This is a genomic window from Streptomyces sp. NPDC018045 (assembly GCF_044327445.1).
Classification (GTDB): Bacteria; Actinomycetota; Actinomycetes; order Streptomycetales; family Streptomycetaceae; genus Streptomyces.
This window is the reverse complement of record NZ_JBIRFL010000018.1, coordinates 99,347-111,863: the sequence shown is the minus strand read 5'-3', so window position 1 is coordinate 111,863 and position 12,517 is coordinate 99,347. Positions and strand designations below refer to the sequence as shown.

The window sequence follows — 12,517 nt, the reverse complement described above, 5'->3', positions numbered from 1 at the left end:
GTCTGAAGCAGTATGGGCATCCGGCTGTTCCGAAACGGCCTTGGCGCCCACCTCATCCGAAGCAGCGTTGGCATCCGGCTCGCCTGAGGCAGCCTTGGCCCTCGGCTGTTCCGAAGACACGGCCTTGGTACCCGGCTGTTCTGGACGGGCCGAGGCGCCCAAGGCACCCGAAACGCCCGGCCGATCGGCAGCATCCGTCCGGTCCGCGACACCCATCTGGTCCGCAGCGCCCACCCGGTCCGCAGCATCCTCCCGATCTGCGGCAGCCGCCCGGTCCGCAGCATCCATCCGATCGGTAGCGCTCGCCCCATGCGTAGCGCCCGGGGCGGTCGCCCCATGCGGGTTTCCCCTGGCGCCAGGCCTGCCCGGGGTGCTCGCCTTGCCCGGAGCGTCGAGAGTCGGAGCGTCAGCCCTGTCCGGAGTCCCCGGGGTCTCCTGTCCGTCCGTCGCAGGTGCAGCCACCCCGGCGCCTGCCTCGGCAGACTCGTGCGCCGCGGGCGCGGCCGCCGCCGGAGCAGGCGGCCGCGGTCCGGTCTGCACCGGCGCACCCGACACCGTCCGCACGCCCGCCGCCCGCACACCCGCCGGCGGCGCGGCCGACCGGCGTCGGTCCTCCGGCGGCGCCCACGGGTCGCGCGGCTCAGGCTGCTGACTGTCGGACATCGACACCCCCACATTCCCCCCACTTTTACTGTCCGACCATGCTAAGACCTGCACCGTTTCACCAAGACCTGCACCGTTCGGGCGACAGGCGCCCGCATACGTACGATGGCCCCCGTCCGCAGCATGCCCCGCTCGCCCTTCGCCAGGAGGAACCGTTGTCCGATCTCGACGCCTTCATCGCCGGACTGCCCAAGGCGGAGCTGCACGTCCACCACGTCGGATCGGCGTCCCCCCGCATCGTGGCCGAGCTGGCCGCCCGCCACCCGGACTCCGCGGTCCCCACCGACCCCGAAGCGCTCACCGACTACTTCACCTTCCGCGACTTCGCCCACTTCATCCAGGTCTACCTCTCCGTCGTGGACCTCATCCGCGACGCCACGGACGTCCGGCTGCTGACGTACGAGGTGGCCCGCGACATGGCGCGGCAGAACATCCGCTACGCCGAGCTGACCGTCACCCCGTACAGCTCCACCCGTCGCGGCATCCCGGACGAGGCCTTCGTCGAGGCCATAGAGGACGCGCGCCGTGCGGCGGAGACCGAGCTGGGCGTGGTGCTGCGCTGGTGCTTCGACATTCCCGGCGAGGCCGGGCTGGCAGCGGCCGAGGAGACCGCGCGGATCGCCTGTGACCTGCGCCCGGAGGGCCTGGTCTCGTTCGGGCTCGGCGGCCCGGAGATCGGTGTGCCGCGCTCGCAGTTCAAGCCGTACTTCGACCGCGCCATCGCCGCCGGCCTGCACTCGGTGCCGCACGCCGGCGAGACCACCGGCCCGCAGACGGTCTGGGACGCGCTCACCGACCTGCGCGCCGAGCGGATCGGCCACGGCACCAGTTCCGTCCAGGACCCGAAGCTGCTGGCGCACCTCGCCGAGCACCGCGTCCCGCTGGAGGTCTGCCCGACCTCGAACATCGCCACCCGCGCGGTGCGCACCCTCGACGAGCATCCGCTCAAGGAGATGGTCGACGCGGGCGTCCTGGTGACGATCAACAGTGACGACCCGCCGATGTTCGGCACCGACCTGTGCCTGGAGTACGGCGTCGCCGCGCGCCTGCTGGACCTCGACGCCGCCGGGGTCGCCGCCCTGGCCAAGAACGCCGTGGAGGCCTCGTTCATGGATGCCTCCGCCAAGGCGGCGCTGGCCACGGAGATCGACGACTACACCGCGGCGTGGCCGCGGTGAGGGCCGGGCGCCCCGCGCCCGCCCCGTCCCCGGCCTCGGAATCGGCGCCGGGTCCCGTCCCTGTCCCCGCCCCGGCGGCGCGAGCTATGTCGACCGGCCACGCCACACTGGCGTCCGCCGCCGGGCGGGTCGCGGTCATCGGCCATCGCGGCGCCCCGTACGACCACCGTGAGAACACCCTGGCCTCGCTCCGCGCCGCGCTCGAAGCAGGCGCCGACGCGGTGGAGGTCGATGTACGGCTGACCGCCGACCGGGTACCGGTCCTGCTGCACGACCCGACGCTGGAACGACTATGGGGCCACGACCGCCGTCTCTCCTCGCTCACGTATGCCCAGGTGCACGAGGCGACGGCCGGCGGTGTGCCCACGCTGCGCGACGCCCTCGCCCTCACGGCCGAGTACCCCTCCGCCCGGACTCTGGTCGACCTTCCTGACCCCGCGGCCGCGCAGGCCGCCGTCGGCGAAGTTCGCGAGTCCGGGACCGCCGACCGCGCGTACTACTGCGGCGGCGGGCTGTCCATGCTGGCCGTCCGCGCTGCCGACCCCACCGCCGAACTCGCCCTGTCCTGGAGCCGGACGGCCCCGCCCCGCCCCGAACTGCTGGCCCGCGTCCGTCCCCGCTGGCTCAACTACCATTTCGGCCTGGTCACCCGCGACCTGGTCGAACGGGCCCATGGCGCCGGCTACTTGTGCGCCGCCTGGACCACTGACACGCCCCGCGCCGCGCGCCGCCTCAAGCGCGCGGGCGTCGACGCCGTCACGACCAACCGGGTGGCCGCCGTACGCCCCGTGCTCTAACGCGCACCGGCCCCACCACCACACGCCGCCGCGCTCCGACGCGGCCGGTTCCGCCGCCGGACGCGCCATGCTCCGTCAGGCCCCGGCCCCACCACCGCACGCACCGCCACGCTCCAACGCGTACCGGTGCCGCCGCCGCACGCGCCAAGCACCGTCACGCCCCGGCCCCACCACCGCACGCGCCATGCTCCGTCACGCCCCGGGCCCACCACCGCACGCACCGCCGCGCTCCGACGCCTACCGACCCCGCCGCCGTACGCCCCGCGCTCCGACGCGTGCGGCATGCCGCCTGATTCGACCTGCGCGCACGGCTTGCCGTCCGCTGGCTCAGCGCCTGATCAACCGTCGCGCCACGATGTGGGACAGTGCCGTGGCCGCTCCGGCCGTGACCAGCCCGCTCACCGTGCCGCGCAGGTCCGTGGGCCTGATGCGCCCCGCGCGCCGCAGCCTGCCGCGCGCCCACAGGGCGTACGGGATGACGATCAGTGGTGAAGTGACCGAGCCGGGGGTGTAGCCACGTACGGCGGCGGCCTGTGCGAGGTGCACCAGGCCGTGCAGCCCGAATCCGTCCACCGCGCCCTGGAAGAACGCGGAGCGGCCGCCGGTACGGTGCCCGTGCGCCGACGCGGTGGCCACGATCGCCGCCATGGCGCCCACCGCGAGCGTGAACTCCCGCTGGTCGACGTTTTCCAGAGCATTCCAGAGCCGTTCCGGCGCTCCAGGGAATCGTTTCCTCAGCTCCGGCAGGCTCTGCCGGATCCAGCGTGGCCCGAAGGCCACCTCCTCCGCGTCGTGCACCGCCCAGGCGGCGAGCAGCCCGAAGGTGACGGCGGGACTCAGATCCTGCGAGGTCTTCGACATGAGCGTCGAGTCTGGCACGGCCCCAAAGCTCGATCTCATACGGCCACTTACGAAAGCTCTTGACCTTGCCACCGTGTCAAGCCGTCCACTGAGAGACGCCCCACCCCGTCGGACACCCCGCAACCAACCACCCGCGCCCCATGCCCCGTGCGCCATGCCCCAGCGCCCCACTCCCCAGGCCCAGGCCCCACGCGCCATGCCCCAGGCCCAGGCCCCACGCGCCATGCCCCAGACCCAGGCCCCACGCGCCATGCCCCAGACCCCACCTCCCTCTTCTCTTCCTTCCCCCCAACCCTTCACCCGAGGACCCCATGCTCACCTACACCGGCTCCGGCCCGTATTGCTACAGCAGTTCCCTCGCGATGGTGCTCGGCTCCGGCGCCGCCCCGTCGACCGCCGTCATCGAGACCCTCACGGGCTCGCCGTTCGGCTTCCAGCTCATCGGCGGCACCATGCCGCTGTTCGACCCGTACGGCTGGTACCCGGAAATCGGTCTGGACGCGGCCGTATCGGCGCTCGGCCTACGCTGTGTACGCAGCGCGGGCGGCACACAGGACGAGGCACTGGCCCGACTGGCCGCCGCGTGCGCCGATGGCCCCGTCCTGGCCGGCCCGCTGGAGATGGGCCTGCTGCTGCACCAGTCCGGCTCCGGCACCGCGGTCGGCGCCGACCACTACGTGGTGGTCCTCGCCGTGGAGAACGGCACCGTCCTCCTCCACGACCCGCACGGACACCCGTACGCGACGCTGCCCGCCCCGGCGTTCGCCAGCGCATGGCGCGCGGAGACGGTGCCGTACGCCGACGCCCCGTACGGGATGCGCTCCTCCTTCGTACGCGAGCGGGCCGTCGATCCGGCGGACGCCCTGTGGCAGACGCTGCCCGGCGCCGTGCGGTGGCTGGCCGGCCGCGACGACCTGCCGATGCCGCCCGGATCGCTGGGCGGAGCCGCCGCGAGCGAGGCACTGGCGGAGCAGGTCGCCACGGGCGACGTGTCCTCCGAGACCCGCGATCTGTTGACCACCTTCGCCATCCGGGTCGGCGCCCGTCGCCTCAACGACGCGGCCGCGTGCCTGGCCCCGCTGGGCCTGACCGTCCCGGCCGCCCTCCTGGCCGAACAGTCCCGCATCCTCGGCAGCTTGCAACACCCCGCCGTCTCAGGCGACGACCAAGCGCTGGAAGCGGGACTCCGACGGCTCGCCCCTACGTACGAACACCTGCGTACGGCCCTGGAGAAAGCCATCGCCCGGGGCGCGCCCCGCTGAACCGCGCGGCGGCCCGCCGCCTCACAGCCCCACGATGCCGTTCCACTCCTTGGCGAACGCCGGGCGTTCCTTGGAGGTGATGTCGCGGGCGATGGCGAGGCGCTTGCGCATGGTGCCGTCCGGGAAGATCAGCGGGTCCTCGGCCAGCGCGGCGCGTTCCTCGTCCTTGGAGGAGGCGAGGACGTCCCGTGCGGCCGGTACCGGGCAGACGTAGTTGACCCAGACGGCCAGCTCCGCGGCGATCTCCGGCCGGTAGTAGAAGTCGATCAGCCGTTCCGCGTTGCGCTTGTGTTCGGCGCGGCCGGGGATCATCAGGCTCTCGGCCCACAGTTCGGCGCCTTCCTGCGGCACCACGAACTCGATGTCCGGGTTGTCCTCCTTGAGCTGGATGACGTCACCCGAGTACGCCTGGGCCGCCAGCACGTCTCCCGAGGCCAGGTCCTTGATGTAGTCGTTGCCGGTGAAGCGCCGGATGTGCTTCTTCGACACGAGGCGGCGGATCCGGCCCGTCATCCGGTAGAAGTCATCCTCCGTCCACCGCGTGATGTCCACGCCGTCACCCTGCATGAGCATGGCGAAGGACTCGTCCAGCCCGGACAGCAGCGTCACCCGGCCGCGCAGGTCGTCCTTCCACAGGTCCGCGGTGTGCTGGATCTCCCGGCCGAGCTTCTTGCGGTTGTACGCGATGCCGGTGATGCCCGACTGCCACGGCACGGAGTGCCGGCGCCCCGGGTCGAAGTGCGGGTCCCGCAGCAGCGGGTCGAGGTGCCGCGCGACGTTCGGCTGGCGGGCCCGGTCCATCTCCTGCACCCAGCCGAGGCGTACGAAGCGGCCGCACATCCAGTCGCTGATGACGATCAGATCGCGGCCGGTCGGCTGGTGGTTCATCAGCGCCGGGCTGATCTTTCCGAAGAACTCGTCGTTGTCGTTGATCTCTTCGGTGTACGTCACCGTGATGCCGGAGTGCTTCTCGAACGCCTCCAGGGTGGGCCTCCGCTGCTTGTCGCGCTCGTCCACGTCGATGTACAGCGGCCAGTTGGCGAAGGTCAGCCGCCGGTCCCGGGCGGAGCGGTCCGGCGCGGCGCGGTCGGCCGGCCCGACGTACGCGGCGGGCACCCCGCATCCGGCCGCCGCCAGGGCCAGCGCCCCGACCGCTCCCGTACCGACCGTGCCCCGTAGCAGCGAACGCCGCGAAAGTTCAGCCATGGCGAGCACTCTCACGCGTGTGGGCAGCGGCGGCAAGCGACAGAACGTCGACTGCCGGGCCGCCGCCCACGACGGAGTGACGGGCGGCACACCGCGGTGCGCCGCCCGGCGGACGGGCTCAGCCGTCCAGCGACGTCATCACGTGCTTGATGCGCGTGTAGTCCTCGAAGCCGTAGCCCGAGAGGTCCTTGCCGTAGCCGGACTTCTTGAACCCGCCGTGCGGCATCTCGGCGACCAGCGGGATGTGGGTGTTGATCCACACGCATCCGAAGTCCAGCTTCTTGGACATCCGCATGGCGCGCGCGTGGTCCTTGGTCCACACCGAGGACGCCAGCGCGTACTCGACGCCGTTGGACCACTCGACGGCCTGGTCCTCGTCCCGGAAGGACTGGACGGTGATGACGGGGCCGAAGACCTCCTGCTGGACGATCTCGTCGTCCTGCTTGAGGCCGGAGACGACGGTCGGCGCGTAGAAGTAGCCCTTCTCGCCGACCTGGTGGCCGCCCGCCTCGATCTTGGCGTGCGCGGGCAGGCCGTCGATGAAGCGCTTGACCTGCGCGAGCTGGTTGGCGTTGTTCAGCGGGCCGTAGAGCACGTCCTCGTCGTCCACCGGGCCGGTCTTGGTGTCGGCTGCGGCCTTGGCGAGCGCGGTCACGAACTCGTCGTGGATGGTCTCGTGGACGAGCACGCGGGTCGCGGCCGTACAGTCCTGTCCGGCGTTGAAGTAGCCCGCCACGGAGATGTCCTCGACGGCCTTGGCGATGTCGGTGTCCTCGAAGACCACGACCGGCGCCTTGCCGCCCAGCTCCAGGTGGACCCGCTTGAGGTCCTTCGACGCGGACTCGGCGACCTGCATGCCGGCCCGCACGGAGCCGGTGATCGAGGCCATCGCGGGGGTCCGGTGCTCGACCATCAGGCGGCCGGTGTCCCGGTCGCCGCAGATGACGTTGAAGACGCCGCGGCTGTGGCCCAGTTCGTCCAGCACGCCGCCGATGATCTCGGCGATCAGCACCGACGAGGCGGGCGTGGTGTCGGACGGCTTGAGGACGACGGTGTTGCCCGCGGCCAGCGCCGGCGCGAACTTCCACACCGCCATCATCATCGGGTAGTTCCACGGCGCGACCTGCGCGCAGACGCCGACCGGCTCACGGCGGATGATGGACGTGAAGCCGTCCATGTACTCGCCCGCCGCGCGGCCCTCCAGCATCCGGGCGGCCCCCGCGAAGAAGCGGATCTGGTCCACCATCGGCGGGATCTCCTCCGAGCGCACGAGCGCGACCGGCTTGCCGCAGTTCTCCGACTCGGCGGCGATCAGCTCCTCGGCCCGCTCCTCGAAGCGGTCGGCGACCTTGAGCAGTACCTTCTGGCGCTCGGCCGGCACCAGGTCGCGCCAGGCGGGGAACGCGGCCTCGGCGGCGGCCATCGCGGCGTCGACGTCCGCTGCGGCGGACAGCGGGGCGGTGGCGTACGCCTCACCCGTGGCCGGGTTGACCACCTCCGTGGTCCGCCCGTCGGCGGCGTCCCGGAACTCCCCGTCGATGTAGTTGCGCAGCCGACGCAGTTCGGTGGTCACGGGCGACCCCTCCTAGTCAGGTGTCCAGTGGTTGAGATGCCCACCCTAGCCAGGGAGGCGACGTTTTCGACATACCCACAACGGATGAACAACGAAAACAGTGGCGCCGCGATCTCCAGACAACTGATTTCATCGAATCGGGGTTGCGGGACTGACGAGGCTCGTGCACAGTGAGGGCCGTGGCCACTCGTGACAGAAACGGCACCCAGTCGATCGACTCCGTCTCCCTGGCGATCATCGAGCAGCTCCAGGAGGACGGCCGCCGTCCGTACGCCGCGATCGGCAAGGCCGTGGGCCTGTCCGAGGCGGCGGTGCGGCAACGCGTACAGAAACTGCTCGACCAAGGCGTGATGCAGATCGTCGCGGTCACCGACCCCCTCACGGTCGGCTTCCGGCGGCAGGCGATGGTCGGGATCAACGTCGAAGGGGACCTCGACCCGGTGGCCGACGCCCTGACGGCCATGGAAGAGGTCGAATACGTCGTCATGACCGCGGGCTCCTTCGATCTCCTCATCGAGATCGTCTGCGAGGACGACGACCACCTCCTGGAAATGATCAACAGACGGATCCGCACGCTGCCCGGCGTCCGGACCACCGAGAGCTTCGTCTACCTCAAGCTCCGTAAGCAGACCTACACCTGGGGAACCAGATAGCCATGACTGCTGACCTCTCGAAGACGGCCTACGACCACCTGTGGATGCATTTCACCCGCATGTCGTCGTACGAGAACGCCCCCGTGCCGACGATCGTGCGCGGTGAGGGCACGAACATCTACGACGACAAGGGCAAGCGCTACATCGACGGCCTGGCCGGCCTCTTCGTCGTCCAGGCCGGGCACGGCCGCGCCGAACTCGCCGAGACCGCGCTCAAGCAGGCCCAGGAACTGGCGTTCTTCCCCATCTGGTCGTACGCCCACCCCAAAGCCGTCGAACTGGCCGAGCGGCTCGCGCACCACGCGCCCGGCGACCTGAACAAGGTCTTCTTCACCACCGGCGGCGGCGAGGCCGTCGAGACCGCGTGGAAGCTGGCCAAGCAGTACTTCAAGCTCACCGGCAAGCCCACCAAGCACAAGGTGATATCGCGTGCCGTGGCCTACCACGGCACGCCGCAGGGCGCCCTGTCCATCACCGGCCTGCCGGCCCTCAAGGCCCCGTTCGAGCCGCTGGTGCCCGGCGCGCACAAGGTGCCGAACACCAACATCTACCGGGCGCCGCTCTTCGGCGACGACCCCGAGGCGTTCGGCCGGTGGGCGGCCGACCAGATCGAGCAGCAGATCCTCTTCGAGGGCCCGGACACCGTCGCCGCCGTCTTCCTGGAGCCGGTGCAGAACGCGGGCGGCTGCTTCCCGCCCCCGCCCGGCTACTTCCAGCGGGTGCGCGAGATCTGCGACCGCCACGACGTGCTGCTCGTCTCCGACGAGGTCATCTGTGCCTTCGGCCGGCTCGGCACGGTCTTCGCCTGCGACAAGTTCGGCTACGTGCCGGACATGATCACCTGCGCCAAGGGCATGACCTCGGGTTACTCCCCCATCGGCGCCTGCGTCGTCTCCGACCGGCTGGCCGAACCGTTCTACAAGGGCGACAACACCTTCCTGCACGGCTACACCTTCGGCGGCCATCCGGTCTCCGCCGCCGTCGCCTGCGCCAACCTCGACATCTTCGAGCGGGAGAACCTCAACCAGCACGTGCTGGACACGGAGGAAACCTTTTTCTCGACGCTGAAGAAGCTCCACGACCTGCCGATCGTCGGCGACGTCCGCGGCAACGGCTTCTTCTACGGCATCGAACTCGTCAAGGACAAGACCACCAAGGAGTCCTTCAACGACGAGGAGACCGAGCGCGTCCTGTACGGCTTCCTCTCCAAGGCCCTCTTCGAGAACGGCCTGTACTGCCGCGCCGACGACCGAGGCGATCCGGTCATCCAGCTCGCCCCGCCGCTCATCGCCGACCGGCCGGTCTTCGACGAGATCGAGCAGATCCTGCGGGGGACGCTCACGGAGGCGTGGAGCAAGCTCTGACGCTCTGACGGGGCTGCCAGGCCAGGAGGCTTCGGTGGGGCGGCGGGCACCGGGCGGCGGGCACCGGGGGATCCGGGGCCCGGCGCCCGCACGCCTGCCACTACGCGAGCGGCTTTACGAGTGCACGCGCCCGCCCTCGATGCGAACAACGCCACGCACGTGCGGACCCGCACGCCCGACATGGGGGCGCGGAGCACGCGGCGCCGGGGCGCGAGGCGCGGGCAGGCGCGGCACGGGGCGCCAGAGTGCGGGTCACGGGCGGGCGCGGCATGCGGCGCCGGGGGGGGGCGGGGCGGCGCGGGCTGCGCCCGGGGGGGGTGTGGGTCACATGAGGCACGGGCCGGGCGCGGGGAACGGCGAACGCGGCATGGGGCGGGCGCGGGGCGGGACTTCGGCAGCGGGGCGTGGGGCACAGGCGAGCGCGGGTCACGGGCGGGCGCGGCACGGGCCTTTGGGGCATGGGGCGCGGGACACACTGGGCGCGGCACGGGCGCGGGGCATGGGCGAGCACACGGCATCATGGGGCATGGGCATGGGGCATGGGGCGCGGGCCAAGCGCGCTGCCTGGGGCACAGGGCCTGGGATACGGGCCGGCCCCGTGCCCCAGGCGCCCGCCCCGTGCCCCGGCATGGCGCGCGTGGCATGGAGCATGGGCCGGGCGCGGGCCCCAGGCGCCTGCCGCGTGCGCCGCGCTCCGGCGCCGCGCCCATCCCGCCTCGACGGTCGACCACTCACGCCGCTGCCACCGAGCCCCTCTCCTCCGGCTGCCACCGCCCCTCCTCCCCCTCCTTCTCCGTCGGTCAGGATTCTTCATATAAGCCACCATTTGAGTGAACCTGTGCCGCGGTAAGCGGCGAGCGCCGAATACCGAGGGTCGCCACTCCTTACCGTGCCAGTGACCGATACTCTCCATGGTCGTTCACCCGGTTGGGGGAACGATCGGACGCGACGAGCATGAGGTGCGCAGATGGTGGCCCCACCTGACAACGACGTTCTCTGGGCGCGCGGCCTGCACCACACGTACGCCGGCTCCCCCGCGCTCGCGGGGGTTTCCGTCGGTGTCCGCGAGGGCGAGATCCTCGCTGTCACCGGGCCTCGCGGCTGCGGCAAGACGACCCTCCTGCGATGCCTTTCCGGCCAACTTGCCCCGGACAGCGGCGAGATCTGGTTCAACAGTTCACCCGTGCACACCCTCTCCCCCATCAGCCGTGAACGGCTGCGCCTGGACCGCTTCGGCTGGGTCGACACCGAACCGCACCTCGTCCCCGAACTGACCGCCTGGGAGAACGCCGCCCTCCCCCTGCTGCTGCGCGGCGTCAGTCACCGCACCGCCAAACAGACCGCCGGCGAATGGCTCGACCGGCTGGACGTGGGCATGTGCGCCCGCCAACGCCCCGGCCGCCTCGACCAGTCACAGCGCCAGCGCATCGCCATCGCCCGTGCCCTGGCCTGCGCACCGCAGGTCATGTTCGCCGACGAGCCCACCGCGCCGCTGCACCGCGCCGACGCCGCCCAGGTGCTGCGCGCCATCACCACAGCCGCCCGCTCCCACGACATCACGGTCGTCCTCGCCACCCACGAGCCCGAGGCCGCCACCCTCGCGGACCGCACCGTGGCACTCCTCGACGGCCGCCGTGTCGGCCCCAGGGCCCCCGCCGCCGACAAGGAAAGCAGGGCAGAGTGCTCGCTCTCCGTCTAACCCGCGGGGCCCATCCCCTCGTCCTGTTGCGCCGTCTGCTCGTGGCCACTGCTTCCGCCGGCACCGGCTTCCTCCTGCTGGCCGCGCTAGGCCATGCCGCCGCCCACCCGGCGACGGCCACGGACTCCTTCGTACGCCTCCTCTGGTGTGCCGTCCCGGTCGCGGCCACCATCCAGCTCGCCGTGTCCGCGGCCCGCACCGACCCCGCCTCACGCCCTCAACGGGGCATGTCCGCCGCTGGATTGGGCCCTGTCCGGCTGACCCTGATCGCCGCCACCTCCACCGCCGTCTCCTGCGCCCTGGGCAGCTTCTTCGCCCTGCTCGTCTTCCTCGCGCTCCGTGGCGACCTGGGCGGCGCGACCGCCACCGATTCCGCCGGCCGACTCCTCGGCGCCGGCCATCCACTCCCGCCGGCCGGCACACTGTTGCTGCTCACCGTCGTCCCCCTGCTGGCGGCCGCCGCCACCGCCGTCGTCCTACGGCCCCGCAAGAACGCTCGCGGTGCCCGGCATGGGGCCGGGGCAGCCACCGGAGCCGGCGAGCCCCTCACGGCCATGGCAACCAACAGCACCGGCTCCGCCATGCCCGCCGCGCTCCCGTGGGGAATCACGCTGACGGCCGCCGGTCTCGCCCTGGAGACCTACGTCAGCCGAGGCGCGCCCGAGTCCGACGCTCTCCTCCCGTTGCCCGAGCGCCTCATCGGCAGCCCGCCCGGAGTTCTGGCGGGCTGGGCACTGTCCACCCTCGGCCTGGTGCTGGCGGGCCCAGGCCTGACGCAGTTGTCCGGCCGCCTGCTCGCCGCCGGCCGCCCGGGCGCCGTCCGCCTCCTCGCGGGCCGCGTCCTCCAGGAGGAGGCCCGGCGTATCGGCCGTCCGCTCGGCGTACTCTGCGCGGTCGCCTCCGGTACGTACGCGGCGGCGAAGGTGTACGAAGCCGCCCCCGCCCGGCCGTTCGGCCCCCTCGCGGGACTGGGCGGGGCCCTCGTCCTGGCCTGCGTCACCGCCAGCGCCCTCACGGCGGCCCTGGAGGCGCGTTGGGCCCGTACTCACACCACCGCCGCCCTCCGCCGCCTCGGTGCTCCCCGCTCGCTCCTCCACCGCGCCTCCGCCCTGCGCATCCTGGCCCTCCTTCTCGTCCTGGGCCCCCTGACTTGGGCCATCGCCGAACTCGCCGCACTTCCCCTTCTCCACTGACCCCGACACCCAGCCCACGCCCGCCTCGCCCCGTCCCGTCCCGCCCCCATCTCGCCCCGTCCTGCCCC

The 12,517-nt window shown here is 71.9% G+C and carries 10 protein-coding genes; 7 read left to right on the top strand and 3 right to left on the bottom strand.

All coding sequences use genetic code 11. From position 1 onward, the window contains the following. Positions 1 to 701: 701 nt before the first annotated feature. Together ACH4EB_RS29055 and ACH4EB_RS29050 are read left to right on the top strand one after the other, a co-directional pair. Entirely contained in the window at positions 702 to 1,841 is a 1,140-nt protein-coding gene (locus ACH4EB_RS29055) for an adenosine deaminase (protein WP_398350858.1), read from the top strand. An 86-nt stretch (positions 1,842 to 1,927) separates the two neighbouring features. Further along, positions 1,928 to 2,638 (top strand): glycerophosphodiester phosphodiesterase, encoded by a 711-nt coding sequence (locus ACH4EB_RS29050; protein WP_398350857.1) that lies wholly within the window; start codon positions 1,928 to 1,930, stop codon positions 2,636 to 2,638. A gap of 327 nt (positions 2,639 to 2,965) precedes the next feature. Here the strand turns inward: ACH4EB_RS29050 and ACH4EB_RS29045 are convergent, their stop codons facing one another. Next, positions 2,966 to 3,499 carry an HXXEE domain-containing protein gene (locus ACH4EB_RS29045; RefSeq protein WP_398350856.1) on the bottom strand — a complete coding sequence of 178 codons (534 nt, stop codon included), beginning with the start codon at positions 3,497 to 3,499 and terminating at the stop codon, positions 2,966 to 2,968. Between the two features lie 311 nt (positions 3,500 to 3,810). Here ACH4EB_RS29045 and ACH4EB_RS29040 point away from each other — a divergent pair, with 311 nt between their 5' ends. Beyond that, positions 3,811 to 4,761, top strand: coding sequence for a hypothetical protein (locus ACH4EB_RS29040; RefSeq protein ID WP_398350855.1), 951 nt, complete (start codon positions 3,811 to 3,813; stop codon positions 4,759 to 4,761). A gap of 21 nt (positions 4,762 to 4,782) precedes the next feature. Here ACH4EB_RS29040 and ACH4EB_RS29035 read toward each other — a convergent pair whose 3' ends face one another. After that, complete coding sequence (locus tag ACH4EB_RS29035) at positions 4,783 to 5,967, bottom strand: spermidine/putrescine ABC transporter substrate-binding protein (protein WP_398350854.1); 1,185 nt, start codon at positions 5,965 to 5,967, stop codon at positions 4,783 to 4,785. Positions 5,968 to 6,085: 118 nt separating this feature from the next. After that, complete coding sequence (locus ACH4EB_RS29030; protein ID WP_398350852.1) at positions 6,086 to 7,540, bottom strand: gamma-aminobutyraldehyde dehydrogenase; 1,455 nt, start codon at positions 7,538 to 7,540, stop codon at positions 6,086 to 6,088. A gap of 179 nt (positions 7,541 to 7,719) precedes the next feature. Between ACH4EB_RS29030 and ACH4EB_RS29025 the strand changes: the two genes are divergently transcribed. The 4 genes from ACH4EB_RS29025 (at position 7,720) to ACH4EB_RS29010 (ending at position 12,449) form a co-directional block, all read left to right on the top strand. Continuing rightward, complete coding sequence (locus ACH4EB_RS29025; protein ID WP_398350850.1) at positions 7,720 to 8,193, top strand: Lrp/AsnC family transcriptional regulator; 474 nt, start codon at positions 7,720 to 7,722, stop codon at positions 8,191 to 8,193. Positions 8,194 to 8,195: 2 nt separating this feature from the next. Beyond that, on the top strand, positions 8,196 to 9,557 hold the full coding sequence (locus tag ACH4EB_RS29020) for an aspartate aminotransferase family protein (RefSeq protein ID WP_398350849.1): 1,362 nt from the start codon (positions 8,196 to 8,198) through the stop codon (positions 9,555 to 9,557). 967 nt (positions 9,558 to 10,524) lie between these two features. After that, a complete protein-coding gene (locus tag ACH4EB_RS29015; RefSeq protein WP_398350847.1) occupies positions 10,525 to 11,256 on the top strand; it encodes an ABC transporter ATP-binding protein in 732 nt (243 codons plus the stop codon). Beyond that, positions 11,238 to 12,449, top strand: a complete 1,212-nt coding sequence (locus tag ACH4EB_RS29010) for a hypothetical protein (RefSeq protein ID WP_398350846.1) — start codon at positions 11,238 to 11,240, stop codon at positions 12,447 to 12,449. The genes ACH4EB_RS29015 and ACH4EB_RS29010 overlap by 19 nt, the downstream gene beginning before the upstream one ends. The last annotated feature ends 68 nt before the right edge of the window (positions 12,450 to 12,517 follow it).